This is a genomic window from Pseudomonas sp. TE3728 (assembly GCF_056279145.1).
Genome location: NZ_JBWBQT010000001.1, coordinates 3980551 through 4004600, shown reverse-complemented (window position 1 = coordinate 4004600; position 24050 = coordinate 3980551). Strand labels below are relative to the sequence as shown.

Genomic DNA, 24050 nt, shown 5'->3' with positions numbered 1-24050 from the left:
AATAAGCAGGTTGGCAAATAAATGAATAGTCAAATAGTCATAGGGTTCCTGATTCATTTTCTGGCATGTGCACTTTACATTGTCATGAATAATTATGCGGTGCCAATCTACAAAGAGATGGTGGGCGGGTTGACGTCTCGTGGTGTCGCTATCGGGATGGGGATGTATGTGATTTTTTACTTTTTTGTATTTTGTAATTTTATTATTGTTTTTGTTAAGAAGATACCAGTCAAAATTGGTATAGCCGTGTTTATGGTCTTGGCTATTTTGTATTACATGCTTCCACAATACCCTGTTCGAGGTATGGCATATAGTGCGCTGTCGGGGAGTTTGACTTTTATTGCAATTGCCATGTCCAGTCTGCTGGTGAGGGTTTGGACAAGGTTTTTCCAAAAACGTGAATCGCTGTGAGCAAGGTAGTGATATAGGTACAAAAAAGCGTTTAATTAATGGAGCTTGATGTGAATTCCAATTCGACACCGATGAGTTGCGCCGTTTCTAATGGTTCCCAGGTCGCGAAAATAACTTTCGGGGCTATTGCTTACTTGTTGGTGATCGTTTTGTATGTGTTTGTTCATGATCTTGGAGTTTCTTTTTATAAAGAACGAATGGGCGGCTTCACGGCGAGGGGTGTTGCTATTGGGATAACTGCTGAGCTGATGTTTGGATTTTTTATATTCATCAATGTAGTTGTTTTCGTGCTGCCTAGAATGGCTTTGAAGTTTGCAACGATAGTGCTGATGGTCGCGATCGTACTTTTCTATTTTCTTCCTGAGAATCCAGTTCGTGCGATGGCATACAGCATGCTGACAGGAGGTATGAGTGTCATCGCGTTATTCACACGCTCACTAGTTCATCGACTGATTGTCCGACGCTGGCTTCATGCTAGTGCGGTAACTTCACTAAATTCATGATCAGGCAACTACTCCATGTCCTTTAACCACTACTACCAAAGCGAACTCACCGCACTTCGCCAGTTAGGTCGTCGTTTCGCCGAGCGTAGCCCGGCGTTGGCGCCTTTTCTCGGGCAAGCCGGGCGGGATCCGGATGTGGAGCGGTTGCTGGAGGGGTTTGCCTTTCTGACCGGCCGCCTGCGCCAGAAGCTCGACGACGAGTTGCCGGAGCTCAGCCATTCCCTGATGCAGCTGCTGTGGCCCAACTACATGCGGCCGCTGCCGGCGTTCAGCATTTTGCAGTTCGATCCGTTGAAGCGTTCCGGGCCTGCGTTGAGGGTCGAGCGTGATACGCCGGTGGAGAGTGTGCCGGTCGATGATGTGCGCTGCCGTTTCCGTACGTGCTATCCGACCGAGGTGCTGCCGCTGGATCTGGCCGCGCTGACTTACTCGGTGAAGGGTGACGGTTCGCTGTTGAGCCTGCGTCTGGAGATGAGCGCCGATGGTCACCTCGGCGAGTTGGAGCTGAGTCGTCTGCGCCTGCACTTTGCCGGTGAGCGCTACATCAGCCAGATGCTTTACCTGAGTCTGCTGCGCAACCTTGAAGGTATCGAACTGATCCCGCTGGATGGCGCCGGCAAGCCCATCAACGGTGTGAGCGGCCAGCCGATGGCGTTCAAGATGCCCGGCGACCGCGTGCAGCCGGTGGGTTTTGCCGAAGAAGAGGCGTTGATCCCGTATCCGCTGAACACCTTCCGCGGCTATCGCTACCTGCAGGAATATTTCGCCTTCCAGGACAAGTTCCTGTTCGTCGACATCAACGGTCTGGACCTGCTCAAGGCACTTCCGGAAGACACGCTCAAGCAAATGCGCGGCCTCGAATTGCGCTTCGATATTCGCAAGAGCGGCATCATGCGTATGCGTCCGACCCTGGACAACGTGAAGCTCTACTGCACGCCGATCGTTAACCTGTTCGAGCACGATGCTTTGCCCATTCGCCTCGATGGCAAACAGGACGAATACCTGCTGTTGCCGGCCGAGTTCGACCTGCAAAACTGCGGCGTGTTCTCGGTGGAAACCGTGACTGGCTGGAAGCCCGGCGGCCTCGGTTATCAGGAGTACGTGCCGTTCGAATCCTTCGAACACGACCCGAGTTTCGATGTACCGACCAGCCGTCCGCATTACAGCATCCGCCAGCGTTCGTCCTTGCTGCACGACGGCCTCGACACCTACCTGAGCTTCGGCATCCGCCACACCGAAGCCCACGAAACCCTGTCGATCGAGCTGATGTGCACCAACCAGAACCTGCCGCGCAAGCTCAAGCTCGGCGACATCTGCATGGCCTGTGAAGAGACGCCGGAGTTTCTGAGTTTCCGCAACATCACCCCGGCCACCTCCAGTTTCGCACCGCCGCTGAACCGTGACTTCCTCTGGAAGCTGATCAGCAACATGTCGCTCAACTACCTCTCATTGGCCGACGTCAATGCGCTGAAGGTGATTCTCGAAACCTACGACCTGCCGCGCTACTACGACCAACACGCGGAAAAAGTCAGCAAGCGCCTGCTGGGCGGGCTCAAGTCGATCAAGCACCAACACGTCGACAGATTGCACCGAGGGTTGCCGGTACGCGGGTTGCGCACCGAGCTGACCATCGACCCGGAAGGGTATATCGGCGAAGGCGACCTGTTCGTGTTCGCTTCGGTTCTTAACGAGTTTTTCGCGCTTTACGCCAGTCTCAATTCGTTCCACGAGCTGCGGGTAAAAAGCACACAGGGAGAGGTGTACCAATGGACACCACGTATGGGCCTGCAGCCCCTGCTTTAAGCGGGCTGACCCGGGTAATACGCGAGTACTCGCTGTTTCAGGCCGTGCTGCTGGTGATTGACCGGCTGCGCGATGCGCACCCGTACCTGAGCGAAGACGACCTGTACGACCAGCTGGAATTCCAGGCCAATCCGAGCCTGGGTTTCCCTGGCAGCGACGTCGATCGCGTGGAGTTTTTCAAAGAGCATGGGCAGATGCGTGCGCGGTTGCGTTTCAACCTGATCGGCCTGGTCGGTTCCGGTTCGCCGCTGCCGGCGTTCTATGGCGAACAGGCCCTGGGCGACAGCGAAGACGGCAATCCGACCCGCAACTTCCTCGACCTGTTTCACCATCGCCTGCAACGGCTGATGCTGCCGATCTGGCGCAAGTACCGCTACCGCGCGAGCTTCCAGAGCGGCGCCCTCGACCCGTTTTCGGCGCAGCTGTTTGCCCTGATCGGCCTCGGTGGCGAAGAGATCCGCAAGGCCCAGGAACTGAACTGGAAACGTCTGCTGCCGTACCTCGGCCTGCTCAGCTTGCGGGCGCACTCGGCGGCGTTGATCGAAGCGGTGCTGCGCTACTACTTCAAGCACGCCGAACTGACCATCGAGCAGTGCATCGAGCGCCGCGTCGAGATCCTCGACGAGCAACGCAATCGCCTGGGCCGCGCCAACAGCATGCTCGGCGAAGACCTGGTGCTGGGCGAACACGTGCGCGACCGCAGCGGCAAATTCCGCATTCACATCCGCGAGCTTGACTGGCAACGCTTTCACGAATTCCTGCCGATCGGTTTCGGCTACCAGCCGCTGTGCGCGCTGGTGCGGTTCACCCTGCGCGACCCGCTCGATTACGACATTCGCCTGGTGCTGCGCCAGGAAGAAATCCGCGAACTGCGCATCGGTGAGCAGAACGCCTGTCGCCTGGGGTGGACCAGTTGGCTCGGCCGCGAGAAAGCGGACGGCGTGGTGACCCTGGGCAGCAAAATTCATTAAGGACAGATGACACATGATCAACGTAGACCTGCAACAACTGATCCAGGCGCTGGACGCCGAAACCCGTCGTGACCTGGAAAGTTCTGCCGAACGCTGCGTCGCCCGTGGCGGCAGCAAGATCCTCGTCGAAGACTTGCTGCTGGGCCTGCTGGAGCGCCCGCAAGGCCTGCTTGCACGGGCGTTGCAGGATGCCGAAGTGGACGCTGGCGAACTGAGCGCCGCGTTGCAATCGCGGGTCGAGCATAGCGCCTCGCGTAACCCGGTGTTCGCCCCGGAACTGGTGCAGTGGCTGCAAGACGCCTTGCTGGTGGCCAACCTCGAATTGGGCCAGAGCCAGGTCGAGCAAGCCGCGTTGATCCTCGCACTGTTGCGCAACCCGATGCGCTATGCCGGCAGCCGTTATCAGTCGTTGCTGGCCAAGCTGAACATCGAGCGCCTGAAAGAATTCGCCCTGTCGCAGAAAGAACAACCGGCCACCGGCAAACCCGCCGTGCCCGGCGAATCGCTGCTGCAGCGCTTCACCCACAACCTGACCCAACAGGCCCGCGACGGAAAACTCGACCCGGTGCTGTGCCGCGATGGCGCGATCCGCCAGATGGTCGACATCCTCGCCCGTCGCCGCAAGAACAATCCGATCGTAGTCGGTGAAGCCGGCGTCGGCAAAACCGCGATCGTCGAAGGCCTGGCCTCGCGCATTGCGGCCGGTGAAGTGCCGCAAGTATTGAAAGGTGTCGAGTTGCTGTCCCTCGACATGGGCCTGTTGCAGGCCGGTGCCAGCGTCAAAGGTGAGTTCGAACGTCGCCTCAAAGGCGTGATCGACGAAGTCAAAGCTTCGCCGAAACCGATCATCCTGTTCATCGACGAAGCCCACACCCTGATCGGCGCGGGCGGCAATGCCGGCGGCTCCGACGCGGCCAATTTGCTCAAGCCAGCCCTGGCCCGTGGCGAGTTGCGCACCATCGCCGCCACTACATGGGCGGAGTACAAAAAATACTTCGAGAAAGACCCGGCCCTGGCCCGTCGCTTCCAGCCGGTGCAACTGCACGAACCGACCGTCAGCGAAGCGGTGACCATCCTGCGTGGCCTGGCTCAGGTTTATGAGAAGAGCCACGGCATCTACCTGCGCGATGACGCGGTGGTTGCCGCGGCCGAACTGTCTGCTCGCTATCTCGCTGGCCGTCAGTTACCAGACAAAGCCGTCGACGTGCTCGACACCGCATGCGCCCGGGTGCGCATCAGCCTCGCCGCCGCCCCGGAAAGCCTGGAACGCCTGCGGGGTGAACTGGCCGAAGGTGGCCGTCAGCGTCAGGCCCTGCGTCGCGACGCCGAGGCCGGTCTGCTGATCGATCACGAAGCACTGGACGCTCTGGAAGATCGCCTGGCCGACGCCGAAGAAGAAATGGCCGCTCTGGAAACCCTCTGGATCGAGCAAAAAGCGCTGGCCGAGCGCCTGCTGGACCTGCGTCAGCAACTGGCCAAGGCCCGTGAAGCCGCTGCCGTCGAACCGACCATCACGGTTGAAGAAGACGCTGAAGGCACCGTGATTGAAACCCTGCCAATAGACGAAGCGCAAAGCGTCGCGTCCCTGGAAACTGCGCTGAACGAAACCCACCGCGCCCTGACCGATGCCCAGGTCAAAGAGCGTCTGGTGAGCTTCGAAGTCTGCCCGCGTTTGGTGGCCGAAGTGATCAGCGCCTGGACCGGCGTGCCGTTGGCGCAACTGGCCCGTGAGCACAACGCCAAAGTCGCGAGTTTCGCCACCGATCTGCGCACTCGCATTCGGGGTCAGGAGCAAGCGGTTCATGCCCTCGACCGTTCGATGCGCGCCACCGCCGCAGGCCTCAACAAGCCTGATGCACCGGTCGGCGTGTTCCTGCTGGTCGGCCCAAGCGGCGTCGGCAAGACCGAAACCGCCCTGGCTCTCGCCGATTTGCTGCACGGCGGCGATCGCTTCATCACCACCATCAACATGTCCGAGTTCCAGGAGAAGCACACCGTCTCGCGCCTGATCGGTGCGCCGCCGGGCTACGTCGGTTACGGCGAAGGCGGCATGCTCACCGAAGCCGTGCGGCAGAAGCCGTACTCGGTGGTGCTGCTCGATGAAGTCGAAAAAGCCGACCCGGACGTGCTCAACCTGTTCTACCAAATCTTCGACAAAGGCGTGGCCAACGACGGGGAAGGGCGCGAGATCGACTTCCGCAACACGCTGATCCTGATGACCTCGAACCTGGGCAGCGACCGCATCAGCGAACTCTGCGAAGACGGCGCGCGGCCGACCGCCGAAGTCCTCGAAGAAACCATTCGCCCGGTGCTCAGCAAGCACTTCAAACCGGCGTTGCTGGCGCGGATGCGCGTGGTGCCTTACTACCCGGTCGGTGGCCCGGTGCTGCGCGAGCTGATCGAAATCAAACTGGGTCGTTTGGGCGAGCGCCTGAATCGTCGTCAGCTCGATTTCACTTACTCCCAGGACCTCGTCGATCATCTGGCTGAACGCTGCACCCAAAGCGACAGCGGCGCACGCCTGATCGACCATTTGCTCGACCTGCATGTGTTGCCGCTGGTGGCCGACCGTTTGCTCGATGCCATGGCCACCGGTGAAAGCCTCAAGCGTGTTCATGCGACGCTCGACGGTGACGCCAGCGTGATGTGCGAGTTCGCCTGAGGTGGGTGTGATGTTCACTCAAGTGCCGCAACCGCTGGTCTATGCCGAAGCCTTGTTGGCGCAGTTCGCCAGCCTGTCGCGGGCGGCGGACGGTGCTGCGCTGCTGGGTGGCTTCGTGCGCGGTTTGGCCGAACTCAGCGGTTGTGAGCTGACGCAGCTGTACCTGCTGGACGCGACCCACACCTGCCTGGGGATGAACGCCGAGTGCCTGAACGGCATTCTGCAACCTCGGGAAGGGGCGAGCCTGCCGGCGGATTACAACGGTGAACAACTGCTGCAATTCTCCTTGTGCCAGAACCGCGTGGTGTGCCTCAGCGAGCTGAGCGGCAGCCTGCACGAAACCAGTTTCCTGCCGCTGCAAGCCACGCCCTGGCAGTCGCTGTTGTGCGTGCCGTTGGTCAATCAGCAAAAGGCTGTCGAAGGTTTGCTGCTGTGTGCCAGTCGCCGGCAGATCGACCTGCAAGGCTTTGCTGATTCCCTCGGTCAACTGGGCTCGTTCGTGCTCGGCCAATTGCACTTGTTGCAACGTTTGCGTCGGCCGGCCGGCGATACACGACCGGCGTCGGTCAGCGTCCCGAGCGTCAGCGGTTATGGCTTGATCGGCAAGAGCGCTGCGATGCGCCAGACCTATTCGCTGATCAGCAAAGTTTTGCACAGCCCGTACACCGTGCTGCTGCGCGGCGAAACCGGTACCGGCAAGGAAGTGGTGGCGCGGGCGATTCACGACTGCGGTCCGCGACGCTCCCAGACATTCATCGTGCAGAACTGCGCGGCGTTCCCCGAGAACCTGTTGGAAAGCGAGCTGTTCGGCTACCGCAAAGGCGCCTTCACCGGCGCCGACCGCGACCGTGCCGGGCTGTTCGACGCGGCCAATGGCGGCACCTTGTTGCTCGATGAAATCGGCGACATGCCGTTGTCCCTGCAAGCCAAGCTGTTGCGCGTGTTGCAGGAAGGCGAGATCCGCCCGTTGGGTTCCAACGACACCCACAAAATCGACGTGCGCATCATCGCTGCAACTCACCGGGATTTGGCGGTGCTGGTCAGCGAAGGCAAATTTCGCGAGGACTTGTACTACCGCCTCGCGCAGTTCCCGATCGAGCTGCCGGCCCTGCGTCAGCGCGAAGGCGACATTCTCGACCTGGCCCGGCACTTCGCCGACAAGGCTTGCGCGTTTCTGCAACGCGATGCCGTGCGTTGGTCAGACGCGGCGCTGGATCACCTGTCCGGCTATGCCTTTCCCGGCAACGTTCGCGAACTCAAAGGTTTGGTGGAACGCGCGGTGCTGTTGTGTGAAGGCGGCGAGTTGCTGGCCGAGCATTTCTCCCTGCGCATGGAAGCCATGCCGGAGGACAACAGTCTGAACCTGCGCGAACGCCTGGAGCAGGTCGAACGCAGTCTGCTGCTCGACTGCCTGCGCAAGAACGACGGCAACCAGACCCTCGCCGCCCGCGAACTCGGATTGCCGCGCCGCACGCTGCTTTATCGCCTCGGGCGCCTGAATATCAATTTGGGTGACTTTGATGGCTGACCCCATTTTTGAGCGGCGAAATCCTGTGGCGAGGGAGCTTGCTCCCGCTCGACTGCGCAGCAGTCGCAATCCAGCCAACACGGTCTGCCTGAATAAACGGGACAGCCGGTTTTGGGGCTGCTCCGCAGCCCAGCGGGAGCAAGCTCCCTCGCCACGAAGGCGCCGCTCAGGCCCTATGGCTAGAGCGCTCGGTTTTACCTCATTCGCTTTCTATAGCGCCGCCCAAACGGGTCGGCGCTTTGTGCTTTGTCTACCCCTGGAGACCCCTCTGATGCCTGTTCGTCACTGGCAAGCCGTCCTGCTGACCCTCGTCGTTCTATGCGGCCTCGGCGGCTGTAGCGGCAATTACAAATATAACGACAACACCTATCGCCCATTGGGTGATCCGCAGGCGGTCAATCGCGGCAAGTGACCGCAAGGAGTATCACCATGGAACTGGTTTTCGAAATGCTGAACACCAAGCAGTTCGTGCCCACGGATTTGTGCCAGAAGACCTTCAAGCAGGCCGGTGGCGTGATCGGCCGGGGCGAGGATTGCGACTGGATCATCCCCGACCGCAAGCGTCACCTGTCCAACCACCACGCGTTGATCAGCTACCGTGAAGGGACGTTTTTCCTGACTGATACCAGCAGCAACGGTATCCAGGACAGCGAGAGCGGTGCGCGTCTGCGCAAAGGCGAACCTATGCGTATCGAGCACGGCAGTGTGTACGTGCTGGGTGACTTCGAGATCCGCGCGCGACTGGTGCGCGACCCGGCGACCTTCGACGTTGAAGCCGGCCGTCCGCAAGCAGCCGGCAGCATCATTCCGGACGATGCGTTCCTCGACCTCGACCCGCTCAATGCCCTCGACCAGCAAGAGCGCGTGTACTCGGAAATCGATGAACTGATCTCCCCGAGCACCACTATCGAAGACACCCGTCAACGCGCCGACTACGCGCGCATCGACATGGAAAGCCTGATGGTCCCGGAGCTGATCAATGCCCCGGCAGAACCTGCGCCAGCGCCGCCGGCCAAAGCGGTCGAACGTCAGAGCGAAGGTTTCTGGGAACACTTCGGTGCCGCCCTCGGCGTGGATCTCAAAGGCCTTGACCACGACGCTCGTGAAGCCCTGGCGCTGAACGCAGCGCGCCTGCTCAAGCAGAGCGTCGGCGGTTTGCAGCAGAGCCTGCGCACCCGCAGTGAACTGAAAAACGAACTGCGCCTGGCTCAAACCACCGTGCAAGGCACTAACAAGAACCCGCTGAAATTTGCCGTCGATGCCGGCGAAGCGCTGGGCATTCTGTTGCAGGGCAACAAGCCGGGTCAGTTGCCGGCCGAGCAAGCGATCTCCCGTGCGTTCCGTGATTTGCAGGCGCATCAGGTGGCGTTGCTGACCGCCAGTCGCGCCGCCGTTCGCGGCACCCTGGAGCACTTCTCGCCGCAACAGCTGACCTTGCGCTTCGAGCGCGACAGCAAGCCGTTGCTCGCCACCTCCGGCAGCCGCTGGAGAGCCTACGGGCGTTATCACCAGGCTCTGCGTCTGGACGATGACTGGAGCGAACGCCTGCTGGCCCGCGACTTTGCCCAGGCCTACGAAGAACAGATCCGCCTGATTTCTACCCTTCACACCGACCACCAAGGATGATGCGCATGTCTCGCTGCTCGACCGCTTTTTTCAAGACGCTGACGGCGCTCATTGCCCTCGTGCTGTTGGCCGGATGCTCGTCGTTGTCGCCGTATTCCAAAGTGACCAAAGTCAACCTGAAGCTCACCGGCAGCGATCAGCTGAACCCGGACCTCAACGGGCGTCCGTCGCCGATTGTCGTGCGTCTGTTCGAGCTCAAGCACCCGGTGACGTTCGAGAACGCCGACTTCTTCAGCCTCTACGAACGCGCCAAGGAATCCCTGGTCCCGGATCTGGTGGCCAGCGAAGAACTCGAGCTGCGTCCGGGTGAAACCATCGAACTCAAACTCAGCGTGGAGGAGGGCAGCCGTTACGTCGGCGTGCTCGCGGCCTACCGCGACCTGCCGGAAACCAAATGGCGCTACACCGTGCAAATCACCCCGCTGGAAGTCACCGTGGCGGACCTGACCCTCGATCAGGCCGGCATCCGCAACACCCATGAAACGCTCGCCAAGGCGGATGACTGAACATGAATGCCCATAAAGTCATTTGGCAGGAAGGCATGCTGCTGCGTCCGCAGCACTTCCAGCACAACGATCGTTACTACGACCACCAGATGAAGACCCGTACCCAGTTGCTGGGCAGCTACATCTGGGGTTTCCTCAATCTGGAAATCGACTTGCAGTTCCTCAACATGGGCAAACTGGTGATCAGCCAGGCCTCGGGGATTCTGCCGGACGGCAGCCTGTTCGAACTGGGCGGCAACACCGAGCCGTTGGCCCTGGACGTGCCGCCGAACACTGGCAACACGCCGATCTATCTGGCGCTGCCGTTGGTCACCGGCAACCACATCGAATCTCGCCGCCCTGAGCAGTCCGACGTGCTGGCGCGCTACACCGCGTACGACGCGGAAGTCGCCGACTCCAATGCCGGCGACGACTCCGCCAGCCAGGTCAGCTGCGGTCGTCCGGACTTCAAACTGTTGCTCGGCGAGCAGCAGAGCGACCAGGCCTACGTGAAACTGAAGATCTGCGAAGTGCTCGACACCACGCCCGACGGCGTGATCAGCCTCGACCCCGACTTCGTGCCGACCTACATTCAGGCGCACTCGTCCAGCTACTTGCTGTCGTGCCTCAAAGAAGTCATCAGCATGCTCGGCCACCGGGGCGACACCATCGCCGAGCGGATCAGCTCCAACGGCAAGGTCGGTGGCGCGGAAATCGGCGACTTCATGATGCTGCAACTGATCAACCGCACCGAAATGCTGCTGCGCCATTACCTGGGCCTGGAACAGGTGCACCCGGAAGAGTTGTACCGCACGCTGCTGACCATGCTCGGCGATCTGGCGACGTTTTCCAGCGAGAGCAAACGCCCGCGTCTGGACAGCCGTTACCAGCACAGCGACCAGGGCGCGAGCTTCCGCAAACTGATGGAAGCAATCCGTCAGGTGCTGTCGATGGTGCTCGAACAACACGCCATCGAACTGATTCTGCAAGCGCGTCAGTACGGGATCATCGTGTCGCCGTTGCACGACCACAAACTACTGGGCTCAGCCTCGTTCGTACTCGCGGCCAGTGCCAACTGCGACTCCGAAGAACTGCGCCATCGCTTGCCGGCGCACCTCAAGGTCGGCCCGGTGGAGCGCATCCGCCAACTGGTCAACCTGCACCTGCCGGGCATCAAGGTCAAACCGTTGCCGGTGGCGCCACGGCAGATCGCGTTCCACTCCAACAAAACCTATTTCATCCTCGAACTCAGTTCCGAAGACCTGGCGCAACTCGAGCGCTCCGGCGGCTTCGCGTTCCACGTGTCCGGCGAATTCGCCGAGCTTGAACTGAAATTCTGGGCCATCAGGAACTGACCGACATGATCAAGGACATGGAATACAACCAGGACGACAAAACCGTCCTGCTCGACCGCCAGGGCCACGGCCCGGCGTCGAGTCCGCTGACTGACTTCGCTGCACCGCCGCGTTTTGAGCAGCTGGAAGAACGGATGATCTACGCCGCGCGCCTGCGCCCGGCCGAAGCGTTCAACATCAGCCTCAATTCGCTGGTGGCCGCGGCGTCCGAGCTGCTGTCGGAAGTGGTTCGACTCAAGCACAGCGACACCCGCGAAGACCTGTACGCGCTCAACGAGCGGCTGACCGCCGGGCTCAAACTGTTTGAAGTGCGTGCGCTGCATAACGGCGCTGAAAGCAGCCAGGTGATGGCCGCCCGTTACGTGCTCTGCACCGTGGTCGACGAAGCCGTCGTCACCACGCCGTGGGGCAACGAAAGCGAGTGGTCGCAGATGAGCCTGCTCAGCAGCTTCCACAACGAAACCTTTGGTGGCGAGAAGTTCTTCCAGCTGCTGGATCGCCTGTCGAAAAACCCGGTCAAGCACCTGCCAATGCTGGAGCTGATGTACTTGTGCCTGTCCCTCGGTTTCGAAGGCAAGTACCGGGTGCAAGCCCGCGGCATGCTCGAACTCGAAGGCATCCGCGATGCCTTGTATCGGCAGATTCGTCAACTGCGCGGCGATGTGCCGCGTGAGCTGTCGCCGCATTGGGAAGGCTTGAACGATCAGCGCCGCAGCCTGGTGCGCATCGTGCCGGCGTGGATGGTGGTGCTGTTCACCGTGGTCTGCCTGGTGGTGATGTATTCGGGCTTCGCCTGGGTGCTGGGCGAGCAACGCGAAACCGTTCTGCAACCTTACCAGCAGCTGGATCCGGTCGCGGTTCAGCCGCAGTCGAAGCCGTAAACAGGGACGTGTGATGAAAAAGTTTTTCAAGAAAGTCGGCGCATTCCTGCGCCAGACCTGGGTCTGGACCCTGCTGCTGGTGCTCTTTATCGCCCTGCTGGTGTGGTTCGTCGGGCCGCTGCTGGCGGTCAATGACTACAAGTTTTGGGAAGGTTCGACCTCCCGCCTGCTGACCATCAGTGTGCTGTTCCTGATCTGGGGCCTGACCATGGTCTTCGTCAGCTGGCGCGCCGGTGTGCGCAAGAAGGCCATCGAAGAAACCGAAGACGGCCAGGACCGTATCCGCCGTGAAGAGCTGATCGACGAAGAGCAGAAAGAACTTCGCGTACGCTTCAAGGATGCGTTGAAAACCCTGAAGACCTCGAGTCTCTATCGCGGTCGCAGCGAGCGCTGGCGCAGCGATTTGCCGTGGTACTTGCTGATCGGCCCGCAGGGCAGCGGCAAGACCAGCCTGCTGGACTTCTCGGGGCTTGAGTTTCCGATCAACAAGATCGACCGCAAACTCACCCGCGACACCCTCGGCACTCGGCATTGCGACTGGTACTTCGCCGACCACGGCGTGCTGATCGACACCGCCGGGCGTTACCTGACCCAGCCGGATGCGGAAGTTGATGGCAGCGCCTGGAGCACCTTGCTCGACCTGCTGCGCAAGCGTCGCCGCAACCGTCCGTTGAACGGTGTGCTGGTGACCATCCCGGTGGAAACCCTGCTGGGCGGCAGCGAGCAAGACCTCGACACCCTGGCTCGCCAGGTGCGTGCGCGTCTGCAAGACGTGCATCAGAAACTGCACGTCGACGTGCCGATTTATCTGGTGCTGAGCAAGGCCGATCGCCTGCTCGGTTTCGACGAGTTCTTCGATCAACTGACCCGCGAAGAAAGCGATCAGGTGCTCGGTACCAGCTTCCGCAAAGAGCAGAGCGGTACTGATGTGGCTGTGCTGCGCGCCGAGTTCGAAGAGCTGCTGCGTCGCCTGAACAGCCAGGTGATCATGCGCATGCACCAGGAGCGCGACACCCAGCGCCGTGGCCGCATCCTCGACTTCCCGCATCAACTGGGGCAAATCGGCGAGCGCCTGTGCCTGTTCGTCGACATGGCGTTCACCGGCAACCGCTACCAGCGTGTCAGCCAGTTGCGCGGTTTCTACCTGATCAGCGCACCGCACCTGACCGAACAGATGGATCAGACCACCGCCGGCATCGGCGCCAACCTGGGCATGAACGCCGGCGTGCTGCCGACTCTGCGCAGCGGCCGTTCGCGGTTCATTCACCACTTGCTCAGCCGGGTGATTTTCCCCGAGGCCGATCTGGCCGGTCTGGACAAGCGCGAGCGCAGCCGCATCCATTGGGGCCAACGTGCGCTGTATGTGGGCGCACTGGCGGCGCTGGCGCTGTTCGGCATGCTGTGGGCGGGCGGTTTCTCGGCCAACTATGAGCGTCTGGAAAACCTGCGTTCGTTGGCGCAAACCTGGAATCAGCAACGCTCGGCCCTGAGTGCGCGCGATGACTCCATGGCGGTGCTCAAGACCCTCGACACCCGCTACGCGGCGACCCAGGTCTTCCCGAACAAAGGTGACGTGTCGTACCACGAGCGCGGCGGCCTGTACCAAGGCGAAGACGCCAATCCGGTGGTCAACAGCGCCTACGAGCGTGAGCTTGAAGCGCAATTGCTGCCACGGGTTGCGACGCTGCTGGAAGGGCAGATTCGCGCCAACATGAAGGACCGCGAACGCCTGCTCAACAGCCTGCGTGCGTACCTGATGCTGAACATGAAGGATCGCCGCGATGCTACGTGGCTCAAGGATTGGGTCGCTACTGACTGGTCCTTGCGCTACGCCGGCAACACCGCGGTGCAGAACGGCTTGAACACCCACTTCGAGCGTTTGCTCAAGCAGCCGTTTATCTACCCGCTGAACGATCAGCTGGTGGCGCAGGCGCGTCAGGTTTTGCGCAGCGAGTCGCTGGCCAACGTGGTTTACCGGATGCTGCGCGAGCAGGCTCGCAATCTGCCGGAATACCGTTTCAGCCAACACTTGGGCCCGCAGGGTTCGTTGTTTGTCGGCACCGATTATGTGATTCCGGGGTTCTACACCCAACAGGGTTATCAGCAGTATTTCTCGGTCCAGGGCACGGCGCTGGTCACCGACATCCTGCGTGACAACTGGGTACTGGGCGAAGGCTCGGGCATCAGCGGCATGGACTTGCGTCGCCTGATGGTCGAGCTGGAGCAGCTGTATTTCCGCGACTATGCCAATTTCTGGAGCGAAGCGGTCGGTCAGGTGGCATTGCCACCGATCAACGACGCCGGTGAAGGGGCCGAGCAACTGGCGGGTCTGACGTCCGCCAACTCGCCGGTGCTGCAACTGCTGGTGGAAGTGCGCGAGAACACCCGTTTCCAGGTCATCGCAGACAGCGCTGATGAAGCCGCCGAGGCGGCTGACAAACTGGATGAGAAGGGCGGCAAGTTGGGCAAACTCGCTGCGGCCGCCGCGGACAAAGCGTCGGACATTGCGAAGAACTTGCCCGACACCGCGAAGAAATCCCTGCAACGTCGCTTCGAACCGCTGCACCGCTTGCTGGACGACAACAACGGCCCGGCCGCTGACCTGACCCCGGCACTGACAGCACTCAACGACCTGCAACTGCAACTGTCGAGCCTGGCCCGTGCCAGTGCGCCGGAACAGGCTGCGTTCGAAATGGCCAAGACCCGCATGAGCGGCCAGCGTGATGCGCTGAGCAACTTGCGCAATGCGTCGAACCGTTTGCCGCGCCCTGTCAGCGTGTGGTTCAACGTGCTGGCCGAAGACACCTGGCGTCTGGTGCTCAACGATTCCTACCAGTACCTGAACCAGCGGTATCAGAGCGAGCTGTACAGCTTCTACGGCAAGGCGATCAACAAGCGTTACCCGTTCAGCGCCCACAGCACCAGCGACGTTGCGATCAGCGACTTCCGCGAGTTCTTCAAGGTCCAGGGCATCGCCGACCGCTTCTTCGACAACTACATGCGTCCGTTCGTGAGTGGCGACCCAGGCAACTACCGCCTGCGCAGCATTGACGGTCACAGCATGCCGATCTCCAAGGTCTACCTCGACCAGATGGCCGCGGCACAAGTGATCCGCCAGAGCTTCTTCGCCAGTAACCCGGCCGAGCCGCAGGTGCAGTTCAAACTGGAGCCGTACACCCTCGACCCGGCCGTCAGCCGTTCCGAGTTCAAGTTTGGCGACAAGACTATTGAATACCGCCACGGCCCGATCGTGCCGGTGTCCTTCAAATGGCCGACCGACGCTGAAGACGGTCGCACCAGCCTGGTCCTCGACAAAATGACCGGCCGCCCGATCGGCATCGAGAAGAACTCCGGCCCATGGTCGCTGTTCCGTCTGTTCGATCTGATGCAGACCGAGTACCTGACCGGTCGCGACGTGCTGGTGCTCAAGGCTGACGTGGGTGGCCTGCGCGCCAACTACTTACTGTCGAGCCAGCGCACGCCGAATCCGTTCGACATGGGCGTGCTGCGTACTTTCCGTATGCCGGTGCAGCTCTGATGCTGGTTGCCAGTCCCTGGCGCAGCGCTGCGCGTACCGATCCGGGCAAGGTTCGGGCGCGCAACGAAGATGCTTTTCTCGACTGTCCACAGCAGGGGCTGTGGGTGGTCGCGGACGGCATGGGCGGTCATCAGGGCGGCGACATCGCCAGCCAGTTGATCGTCGCCAGCCTGGCGGAATTGCCGGTACAGGACGACTTCGACGAACGACTCAAAGGTATTCGCCAGTGCTTGCACTGGCTCAACCGCCGCTTGGGTCAGGAGTTGACCGTCACCGCCGGGCGCCACGACAGCATCATGGGCAGCACCGTGGTGGCGCTGCTCGTAGAAGGTAATCGCGCGGCCTGCATCTGGGCCGGCGACAGCCGCTGCTACCTGTGGCGCGGCCAGCGTTTGTATCAGCTGTCCAAGGACCATTCGCTGCAACAGCAACTGATCGACGAGCAGAACATGAGCGTCGAGCAAGCCCAGGCTCACCCTGCCGCTCACGCCCTGACCCGTGCGGTCGGGGCTGCCGAGCAGCTGACCCTGGACGTGCTCGAACTCGAGGTGTACCCCGGCGATGCGTTTTTGCTGTGCAGCGACGGTTTGTATCAAGGGCTGACTAGCGATGCCCTGGGCAACGCCCTGAGCCTGACCGCGCCGCACGTTGCGCTGGAGCGTCTGTTCGACGGCGCTCTGCGTGGCTCGGCCCGGGACAATCTGACAGCCGTGGTGATCCGCCAATGACTGAATTCATGCCGCTGATCGACGACCTGCTGGTGACCGAGGAAGAAGCCAATAACCTGACTTACTTCGCCTTCGCCACGCCTCTAAACGGAAAGCCGCATCAGGCCGAGCCTGCGCTGGCGCCGACCCGGGCCAGTATCGGCGAACTGCCGGACGTGCTGGCGGGACGTTACCGTATCGAGCGCCTGCTCGGTGCCGGTGGCATGGGCGCGGTTTACCGTGCACGGGACTTGCTGAGCGAACAGTTCGGCGATCCCGATCCTTACATCGCGCTGAAAATCCTCAGCGAAGAATTTGCCGAATCGCCGGACGCCAGTGCCTTGCTCTACTGCGAGTTCGCCCTGACCCGACGACTGCGCCACAACAACGTGCTGCGACCGCACACCTTTGAAGTGGATACCGACTGCCAGCGCGCCTTCATCACCATGGAACTCATGCGTGGGCTGACCCTGGACAAATTACTCTGCGAGCGGCCCCTGGGCTTGCCGTGGATAGAACTGCGCGACATCGCGCTACCGCTGCTCGACGCGCTGGCTTACGCCCATGCGCGCGGCGTGCTGCACGGCGACATGAAACCAAGCAACGTGATGCTCAGCGAAGACGGCGTGCGCCTGTTCGACTTCGGCCTTGGCCAAGCGCAAGAGGGCATCTTGCCCGGCCTGCCGCACCTGAGCCGCAACCGCTTCAACGCCTGGACCCCCGGCTACGCCGCTCCCGAACTGCTCGAAGGCCAACCGCTGTCGGCCAGCGCGGATGTGTACGGCGTGGCCTGCGTGATCTACGAACTTTCGGGCGGCAAACACCCGTTCCGCCGCTTGCCCTCGACCGAGGCCCGCGACGGGCACCTCGAACGCGAACTGCAAGCACCCAAGCATCTACCGAAACACTGCTGGCCAGCGCTGCGAACGGCGCTGGCTTTCGATGCGGCCAAGCGCACCATCACCGCCGCCCAATTGCGTGACGCCTTGGGCGCCACTTCGTCCTGGCTACAACGTCTGCGACTTCGGGCGTAACGGATGACATTCGAACAGGGAGCACTTTATGTTCAACCCAGCTAACGAAACGCACTTCAGCCTCACAGTCGAAGACTACGTCGGCGACCTGCAAGTGCTGTCGTTCACCGGCACCGAAGGCATCAGCCAGCCGTATCGCTTCGACCTCGAACTGGTCAGCGAAAACCCCGACCTGGACCTGGAAAAGCTCCTGCACAAGCAGGCGTTCCTCGCATTCGACCCGAAAGGCAGCGGCATCCACGGCCAGATCTACCGCGTCGCCCAAGGCGATGCCGGCAAGCGCCTGACCCGCTACAAAGTCTCCCTGGTGCCGCAGCTGCAATACCTGCATCACCGCACCAACCAGCGCATCTACCAGCAGATGTCGGCGCCGAAAATCATCGCGCTGATCCTCGAAGAACACGGCATCAAAGGCAACGCCTACAAATTCCAGTTGAGCCAGCCGTGCCCGGACCGCGACTACTGCGTACAATACGACGAAACCGACCTGCACTTCGTCCAGCGCCTGTGCGAAGAAGAAGGCATTCACTACCACTTCCAGCACAGCGAAAAAGCCCACCTGCTGGTATTCGGCGACGACCAGACCGTGTTCCCCAAACTCGGCCAGCCAACGGCTTATGTACAAGGCAGCGGCATGGTCGCCGATGAACCGGTAATCAAAGGCTTCAAACTGCGCCTGGAAACCCGCACCGGTCGTGTCACCCGCCGCGACTACGACTTCGAAAAGCCCAACCTGCGACTCGAAGCCGGCTATAAACCCGACGGCGAAAGCACCGAACCGGACCTCGAAGACTACGACTACCCTGGCCGCTTCCTCGACCGCGCGCGCGGCAAGTTCCTCAGCCAACGCGCCCTCGAACGCCACCGCGCCGACTACCAGCAAGCCGAAGGCCATGGCGACCAGACCACCCTCGCCAGCGGCCACTTCCTGGAAATCTCCGATCACCCGCGCACCGAGTGGAACGACCTCTGGCTACTCACCGAAATCGTCCACGAAGGCAAACAGCCGCAAGTGCTCGAAGAGTCCGTGACCAGCGACACCACCAACAACAAAGACGACTTCCACCAGGGCTACCGCAACCGCTTCCTCGCCACCCCGTGGAACGTCTTCTACCGCCCCGCCCTGGAACACCCCAAACCCCGCGTCCTCGGCAGCCAGACCGCCATGGTCACCGGCCCCAAAGGCGAAGAAATCCACTGCGACCAATACGGCCGCATCAAAGTGCAATTCCACTGGGACCGCGAAGGGTTGGCGGATGACAAAACCAGCTGTTGGATGCGCGTCTCCTCCAGCTGGGCCGGCGACCGCTACGGCGCCATCGCCATCCCGCGCATCGGCATGGAAGTGCTCGTCACCTTCCTCGAAGGCGACCCCGACCAACCGCTGGTGACCGGTTGCCTGTACCACAAGGAAAACCTCGTCCCCTACGACCTGCCCGCAAACAAAACCCGCACCGTATTCAAAACCCTCAGCTCACCGGGCGGCGGCGGGTTCAACGAACTGCGGATTGAAGACAAGAAAGGCGCTGAGCAGATCTTTATTCATGCCCAGCGGGATTGGGATGAAAACATCGAGCACGACCAGAAGATTCGCGTGGGGAATGAACGCCACGACACGGTGGTGAAGAACACCTACACCGAGCTGAAGGCGGAAGAACATCGCACCACGATTGCTGATCGCAAGACAGAAGTGCGGATGGATGATCACCTGACGATTGGGCAGAACCAGCATGTGAAGTTGGGGACTGCGCAGCTGACCAGTGCGGGGAAGGAAATACATCTCAAGGCTGGGGACAAGATTGTTATCGAGGCCGGGATGGAGCTCACGGTTAAGGCCGGTGGGAGTTTTATCAAGCTCGATGCCGGTGGTGTGACGGTTGTTGGGCCGGTGGTGAAGATTAATGCCGGTGGGTCGGCGGGGAGTGGGACTGGAATTGGGATTAAGCCGCCGGTGCTGCCGGGGGCTGCGGATAAGGATAAGGCGGGGAGTTTGATGGATCAGGCGGTGGGGAATGCGGTGCCTGAGCAGGTTAAGCCGAAGGCTTTTTTTGTGTTTTCTGAGTGATGAGTTTCGTGATGACAACAAACAAACACGTAAGGCAGATGAAGTGGTTTTCCATTGCACTGTTGAGCTTGGGGATGAGCTCCGGTGCCTTTGCCTCGTCGCCCCGCGACGCTCAATGTCCGAGCAGCAACTTTGCTGATTTCGTCAAAGCTTTTTCATCCGAACCAGAGGTACAGAAAGCTTTTATCGCGTCCCCTGTGAAGCAGGTTCACGTAATAGCTGATGGCAACATACCAAAGGTTGTTGAGCGGAGCCTGAAGGAGTTGGCCACCGACGAATTGAAAGTGCTGCTTCCGGAAAATGCCGCCAAATCGAATTTCACGATCGAGATCAATTTGCCGAACAGGGTGATTGTCCGCGATCAAACGGGCCAGTTTTTGAAGGTTTTCGTCTTCAAGCATGGCGATTGTTGGGTTCTAAACCGTGTTGAAGATTGGTCGCTCGAAGCGGTGATGGATGAAGTTGCTCGATCAGAGGAACCAGAGCCCGGTGAGCGAGAACTGAAGAAAGGCGTGATATTCGACAGGCTGGTTAATAAGGCATCTCCCGAGTCAGGTGTCTATTTGTACGCGGCGGCATTGGATAGCTATTTAGATGGCGCCCGAAAAGGTTCGGCCCAAGCTGCAGTCGCTGCTGCAGGAATCAGTCTTTCTGGGCAAGCACCGCGATTGGAGAACTCCAAAATACTGGAGCTTTTGATCCAGGCTTCAGAGCGCATTCCGGACGCGGGTTTGACGCTCGCAGATTTTTACTGTGATGAGGGTGAATACGACGAAAATCACGTTTGTATCAACCCGAAGCAGTCGATGGCCACATTGGAGCGTGCCGCCATCCAGGGGTCAACTAACGCACGGATTCGATTGGGCGAGGCGTACGAAATGGGCTCGTTAGTTCCTGCTGACCTTCCTCGTGCAATGGCGTGCTTTCGAGAGGCTCAAAAATCTGATCTTGAGGCCGGTACTAGTGCTGTTGACCGCTTGGCGACCCAAGGTGTCGTCAGTGATGGTTCAATTCAATGTATTAAAGCAGGAAGCTTCCGATGAGTACTGGACTACTTGAGCAGCGGGATAAATACCGCAGCGGTTATGAATATGGCCCCCATAAGGGCGACATCGATCATAATAATAACGGTAAGAAAGAGATTGATTGTTCCAATCTTTTGTACCAAATGCTGAAGGATGCGGGGTATACAATCCCGTACATGACAACGGCACAGCTAAATACGGACACTAATTATTTCGACGTAATTCCGCTCGCGAGTGTCGAGCCTGGTGATGTTGCACTTTGGATCGTATTTCACGGGCATACAGGAGTTATTGAAGACATCGTTAGCCCCAGTCGCGATAGGGGAAATTTTTTCGGGTCGCAATCCTCAAACGGACCGAAATCCGCAAAATACGGTGAAGGTAGTCGCTACTGGCCAATGCCAGAAAAGTTTTTGCGTCCAAAATCCCAATTTAGAGGTGCCCAGCCAGCGCCTACGGCTGCGCCAGCTCCTGCTCCAACAGCACAGGCCGCTTCGCCGCTGATGAATTTTCAGTATCCATTCCGCAAAGCTGACGGTGAGCAGTTCACCGACGCCGAAGATGTCTACAAAGCGCTCGAAAATGAAATGTCAGGGCATTACCTGCTGGGGAGCAACAAGTTTTGGCATGGTGGTATTCATATAAGCGAGCTGAGTGCGCCCCAATGTACGGGTGACCAGCCTGTTCGGTGTATTGCTGATGGGGTGGTGGTCGCCTACCGCTTAAATGAAAATTACGTCAAGTCAGAATTTGAGCAGGGTGAAACCAAGACAGACTTGAACTATTCAAGTTCATTTTGCTTGGTGAGGCATGACTATAAGGTACCTGGAAAGTCTAATGAAAAAGTTAGCGCGGTATCAGAAAATGTAATGACTTTTTTCAGTCTTTATATGCACCTTTTACCTTATGCGCACTATCCATCAGAGGCTAAGGTTGAGAGATTGAGGCCTGTATATTGGCAGGGTAAAGTCCGGGCCACAGTTACTGCGAAGGGCCTACAACTGCGTAATCCGCCAGAGTCACAAGTCAATGGCGCGAAAGCAGGTGACCCAATAAGCGCCGACATGATCTTGTGTACTTCTAGTGTTATTGAGTTTGATAGCGAAAAGGTTCTAAACTTAAATGTAAAAGGTAAACTGCTAAAAATGGCTGAGTGCACTTTTGTGCCTAGTAACTCAGAGACTCCTACCGGATTGAAAAAAGGTGGTTCAGTTCCACCTACATTCTGGGCTTGTGTGGAAAATGATAAGTCCAATCATCTTGTTGATTGGGCACCTGTTACACCAACAAATTTTGACAATGTGGTGCTTACGAATATTGCAATCAAAGCAGGAGATCCGGTTGGTTACCTTGGTTTAAATGAGGTGTTGGCAGGGCCTGCTGGCGGAAAATCAAGCAAACATCAGGTTCATCTTGAGGTTTTTAGTAGCGATGATATCGCTAGTCTTATAAAGAACTCGAAGGGGTTGACGAGTGGAAATCAGCATCTTGTTCTTGATGTTGGTACAGATTTATATAAGAAGTCTGAGATGGATGGCAAAGTATCATTCTCTCCAAAACAGTCACCTCTTACAGAAAAAATAATTGTTCCTGTGGGCAAGGCGAAAGTTGCGAAAGACTCAAGCGGGAAAGAGTGGTTTGGGCTTTCCATTAAAGGCGGGCCTTCTTCATTGGAAGGCTTCTTGAAAAAAGAAGGTGCCGCGATCCTTAGTCAGCATGACTGGGAAAAACTAGGATTCAGTATCGTCAAAGAAGGTAATGAAAGTGCTGATGGTTTTTTAGATGTTGATGCGATGCCGGATTTTTTTAAGACAATCTACTCCGAAATTGAGAGTAAGGGAGTGGCCGACGGTAATGTCACTGTTGAAGAATTGCAGGCGGCACTTCGAGATGCAGAACTCCGTAGTCGCTGGACTAAACTTATTGCCTATCATCCTACGGAGTGGCAGGCAAAATCATCTGAGCCGAAGTGGGCACGACTGAAGGAGCTTCTTTTAGAAACTCCCGCAGTACTGAAGCACGAGCAAGAAAGGATAGATAAACTTGTCTTCTGGGACGAAATGGCAGGGGCTATGCAGATTGCATTGCCAAAGTCTATTTACCACTTCCATCCAATAGCATTTATCGATAACTTGAAGAAAATCCATGTTATGACCCTTGAAGAGGCCCGTATTCGGGCTTTCTTGAGAATGCTGAAGATTGGGGAAGGGACTACTGGTCTGATAGGGTATGAGCATTTGTTCGGTGGAGAGTCCTTTATTAAGGACTATGGAAAAACGTTTGCAGATCACCCTGATTTAACAATGATTAAAACCGTTAAAAAAACGGGGAAAAAAATATGGTCAAGCGCCGCCGGTGCCTATCAGGTCATGGGGTATGTGTGGAAAGACAAAGGTACGATCAAGCTACGGAAAGAATATGGGATTACAAGTTTTTCGCCTGAGATGCAAGACAGATTTTGTGTCCTAGTGCTGAAGTTTCGCAGAAAGGCACTTGCTGAGATAATGCGTGGAGATATCAACGCTGCGATTGATTTGTGCAAGGAGGAATGGGCGAGTTTGCCTGGATCGCCTTATGGGCAGCCCACCGTGAAACTCGATGATACGTTGCGGGCATACCACGAACTTGTAGAACAAGAGTTAGCTGGTGAAAGTGACTTACCTATGAAGGTGGGTTTTATTTCAGATCTTATGGAGTAGGAGTTTTTGCAGATGTTCAAAGGTAGAGTAATTTTCTTTTTGTTGTTGTCTTTGTCGTCAGGAATAGCTGTGTCTTCTCCAGGCACTGAGTCGTATGTAAAGAAAGATGTAATGGATTGTGATGGAGTTAAAGTTGAGTTGGTATCAAGTTGCCAGAAAGATACAGTAGAGATATCCCAGGCGCATGGGGGGTTGCCTGTATGTACTGATCAGGTTATCAAGATCAATGGTAAAGAAAGTCGTCGTAAAATTGATAAAGTCTCTCAGCTCACAGATGCTGGGAGAAGTGTGAAGTCTTTATCAAATGTAGTTGTCTCTATGGCTTGTATAAAAGGTAGTAAGGGGAGCGTAGTTTCTATAGGTGGTTTTGGGGGGTGTGGTTCTTGCCCGGAGTGGCACGGTTATTACTCGAAGGAAGGAGAGTTGATTTATTATAGCTTTAGTAATTCATATCGCTCATTTGGTTCTTCTGGGTCTTTTGATGACTTAATTAATAAGTATGGCATTAAGGATAGGGATCTAATTGATGAGAGTCGGTTTGCACAAGAAGTGATATATGACAATCCTTGATTTCTTATGAGGTGTTTGAATCTGGGGCAGGGTACTTACGATTACTGTAGGGTTTTCGTTTGCCAACCCAATACAGGCACTTTCGAGGAGCTGTGTCCCGATTGCGGCGATGGTTTCGTCAATCTCCGGGTTGAGAGCAAGCGCGTTGATCAGTACTTGCTGGGAAATAAATGTGCCGAAGCAATGC

At 58.3% G+C, this 24050-nt stretch carries 18 protein-coding genes; all 18 read left to right on the top strand.

What is annotated here, in order from left to right; genetic code table 11:
• The first annotated feature begins 21 nt into the window (after positions 1-21).
• The 18 genes from ACZ89R_RS17515 to ACZ89R_RS17430 all read left to right on the top strand — a co-directional run bounded on the left by ACZ89R_RS17515 (position 22) and on the right by ACZ89R_RS17430 (position 23863).
• Positions 22-411, top strand: a complete 390-nt coding sequence (locus tag ACZ89R_RS17515) for a hypothetical protein (protein WP_429545106.1) — start codon at positions 22-24, stop codon at positions 409-411.
• A 50-nt stretch (positions 412-461) separates the two neighbouring features.
• On the top strand, positions 462-914 hold the full coding sequence (locus ACZ89R_RS17510) for a hypothetical protein (RefSeq protein ID WP_429545107.1): 453 nt from the start codon (positions 462-464) through the stop codon (positions 912-914).
• 15 nt (positions 915-929) lie between these two features.
• On the top strand, positions 930-2717 hold the full coding sequence (gene tssF / locus ACZ89R_RS17505) for a type VI secretion system baseplate subunit TssF (protein ID WP_429545108.1): 1788 nt from the start codon (positions 930-932) through the stop codon (positions 2715-2717).
• Positions 2681-3688 carry a type VI secretion system baseplate subunit TssG gene (tssG, locus tag ACZ89R_RS17500; RefSeq protein ID WP_192345072.1) on the top strand — a complete coding sequence of 336 codons (1008 nt, stop codon included), beginning with the start codon at positions 2681-2683 and terminating at the stop codon, positions 3686-3688. The genes tssF and tssG overlap by 37 nt, the downstream gene beginning before the upstream one ends.
• Before the next feature lie 13 nt (positions 3689-3701).
• Positions 3702-6350 (top strand): type VI secretion system ATPase TssH, encoded by a 2649-nt coding sequence (gene tssH / locus ACZ89R_RS17495; RefSeq protein WP_429545109.1) that lies wholly within the window; start codon positions 3702-3704, stop codon positions 6348-6350.
• Positions 6351-6360: 10 nt separating this feature from the next.
• Positions 6361-7878 (top strand): sigma-54 interaction domain-containing protein, encoded by a 1518-nt coding sequence (locus ACZ89R_RS17490; RefSeq protein WP_429545110.1) that lies wholly within the window; start codon positions 6361-6363, stop codon positions 7876-7878.
• 271 nt (positions 7879-8149) lie between these two features.
• Positions 8150-8290, top strand: a complete 141-nt coding sequence (locus tag ACZ89R_RS17485) for a hypothetical protein (RefSeq protein WP_007894589.1) — start codon at positions 8150-8152, stop codon at positions 8288-8290.
• Positions 8291-8307: 17 nt separating this feature from the next.
• A complete protein-coding gene (gene tagH, locus ACZ89R_RS17480) occupies positions 8308-9504 on the top strand; it encodes a type VI secretion system-associated FHA domain protein TagH (RefSeq protein WP_429545111.1) in 1197 nt (398 codons plus the stop codon).
• Positions 9505-9509: 5 nt separating this feature from the next.
• Complete coding sequence (tssJ, locus tag ACZ89R_RS17475) at positions 9510-10010, top strand: type VI secretion system lipoprotein TssJ (RefSeq protein ID WP_429545112.1); 501 nt, start codon at positions 9510-9512, stop codon at positions 10008-10010.
• A gap of 2 nt (positions 10011-10012) precedes the next feature.
• Positions 10013-11344, top strand: a complete 1332-nt coding sequence (gene tssK / locus ACZ89R_RS17470; protein WP_429375834.1) for a type VI secretion system baseplate subunit TssK — start codon at positions 10013-10015, stop codon at positions 11342-11344.
• Between the two features lie 5 nt (positions 11345-11349).
• Entirely contained in the window at positions 11350-12225 is an 876-nt protein-coding gene (gene icmH / locus ACZ89R_RS17465) for a type IVB secretion system protein IcmH/DotU (RefSeq protein WP_429375835.1), read from the top strand.
• Between the two features lie 13 nt (positions 12226-12238).
• Positions 12239-15763 carry a type VI secretion system membrane subunit TssM gene (gene tssM, locus ACZ89R_RS17460; protein WP_429545113.1) on the top strand — a complete coding sequence of 1175 codons (3525 nt, stop codon included), beginning with the start codon at positions 12239-12241 and terminating at the stop codon, positions 15761-15763.
• The gene (locus ACZ89R_RS17455; RefSeq protein ID WP_008007637.1) at positions 15763-16491 is read left to right on the top strand and encodes a PP2C family protein-serine/threonine phosphatase; all 729 of its coding nucleotides are present in this window, start codon (positions 15763-15765) and stop codon (positions 16489-16491) included. Before tssM ends, ACZ89R_RS17455 begins: the two co-directional genes overlap by 1 nt.
• Positions 16488-17504: a serine/threonine-protein kinase gene (locus ACZ89R_RS17450; protein ID WP_429545114.1), complete on the top strand. Its 1017-nt coding sequence runs from the start codon at positions 16488-16490 to the stop codon at positions 17502-17504. Before ACZ89R_RS17455 ends, ACZ89R_RS17450 begins: the two co-directional genes overlap by 4 nt.
• 28 nt (positions 17505-17532) lie before the next feature.
• A complete protein-coding gene (locus ACZ89R_RS17445; protein ID WP_429545115.1) occupies positions 17533-19569 on the top strand; it encodes a type VI secretion system Vgr family protein in 2037 nt (678 codons plus the stop codon).
• Between the two features lie 11 nt (positions 19570-19580).
• Positions 19581-20612, top strand: a complete 1032-nt coding sequence (locus ACZ89R_RS17440) for an SEL1-like repeat protein (RefSeq protein ID WP_429545116.1) — start codon at positions 19581-19583, stop codon at positions 20610-20612.
• A complete protein-coding gene (locus tag ACZ89R_RS17435) occupies positions 20609-23293 on the top strand; it encodes a glycoside hydrolase family 24 protein (RefSeq protein WP_429545117.1) in 2685 nt (894 codons plus the stop codon). Before ACZ89R_RS17440 ends, ACZ89R_RS17435 begins: the two co-directional genes overlap by 4 nt.
• 12 nt (positions 23294-23305) lie before the next feature.
• Positions 23306-23863: a hypothetical protein gene (locus tag ACZ89R_RS17430; protein ID WP_429545118.1), complete on the top strand. Its 558-nt coding sequence runs from the start codon at positions 23306-23308 to the stop codon at positions 23861-23863.
• The last annotated feature ends 187 nt before the right edge of the window (positions 23864-24050 follow it).

What these genes read in the sequence shown, in the direction of transcription:
- tssJ (WP_429545112.1), top strand. Translation starts at nt 9,510, where the DNA reads ATGTCTCGCTGCTCGACCGCTTTTTTCAAGACGCTGACGGCGCTCATT.
- ACZ89R_RS17490 (WP_429545110.1), top strand. Translation starts at nt 6,361, where the DNA reads ATGTTCACTCAAGTGCCGCAACCGCTGGTCTATGCCGAAGCCTTGTTG.
- ACZ89R_RS17485 (WP_007894589.1), top strand. Translation starts at nt 8,150, where the DNA reads ATGCCTGTTCGTCACTGGCAAGCCGTCCTGCTGACCCTCGTCGTTCTA.
- ACZ89R_RS17515 (WP_429545106.1), top strand. Translation starts at nt 22, where the DNA reads ATGAATAGTCAAATAGTCATAGGGTTCCTGATTCATTTTCTGGCATGT.
- ACZ89R_RS17450 (WP_429545114.1), top strand. Translation starts at nt 16,488, where the DNA reads ATGACTGAATTCATGCCGCTGATCGACGACCTGCTGGTGACCGAGGAA.
- ACZ89R_RS17440 (WP_429545116.1), top strand. Translation starts at nt 19,581, where the DNA reads ATGACAACAAACAAACACGTAAGGCAGATGAAGTGGTTTTCCATTGCA.
- ACZ89R_RS17445 (WP_429545115.1), top strand. Translation starts at nt 17,533, where the DNA reads ATGTTCAACCCAGCTAACGAAACGCACTTCAGCCTCACAGTCGAAGAC.
- ACZ89R_RS17455 (WP_008007637.1), top strand. Translation starts at nt 15,763, where the DNA reads ATGCTGGTTGCCAGTCCCTGGCGCAGCGCTGCGCGTACCGATCCGGGC.
- tssH (WP_429545109.1), top strand. Translation starts at nt 3,702, where the DNA reads ATGATCAACGTAGACCTGCAACAACTGATCCAGGCGCTGGACGCCGAA.
- ACZ89R_RS17430 (WP_429545118.1), top strand. Translation starts at nt 23,306, where the DNA reads ATGTTCAAAGGTAGAGTAATTTTCTTTTTGTTGTTGTCTTTGTCGTCA.
- tssK (WP_429375834.1), top strand. Translation starts at nt 10,013, where the DNA reads ATGAATGCCCATAAAGTCATTTGGCAGGAAGGCATGCTGCTGCGTCCG.
- icmH (WP_429375835.1), top strand. Translation starts at nt 11,350, where the DNA reads ATGATCAAGGACATGGAATACAACCAGGACGACAAAACCGTCCTGCTC.
- tssM (WP_429545113.1), top strand. Translation starts at nt 12,239, where the DNA reads ATGAAAAAGTTTTTCAAGAAAGTCGGCGCATTCCTGCGCCAGACCTGG.
- tssG (WP_192345072.1), top strand. Translation starts at nt 2,681, where the DNA reads ATGGACACCACGTATGGGCCTGCAGCCCCTGCTTTAAGCGGGCTGACC.
- tagH (WP_429545111.1), top strand. Translation starts at nt 8,308, where the DNA reads ATGGAACTGGTTTTCGAAATGCTGAACACCAAGCAGTTCGTGCCCACG.
- ACZ89R_RS17435 (WP_429545117.1), top strand. Translation starts at nt 20,609, where the DNA reads ATGAGTACTGGACTACTTGAGCAGCGGGATAAATACCGCAGCGGTTAT.
- tssF (WP_429545108.1), top strand. Translation starts at nt 930, where the DNA reads ATGTCCTTTAACCACTACTACCAAAGCGAACTCACCGCACTTCGCCAG.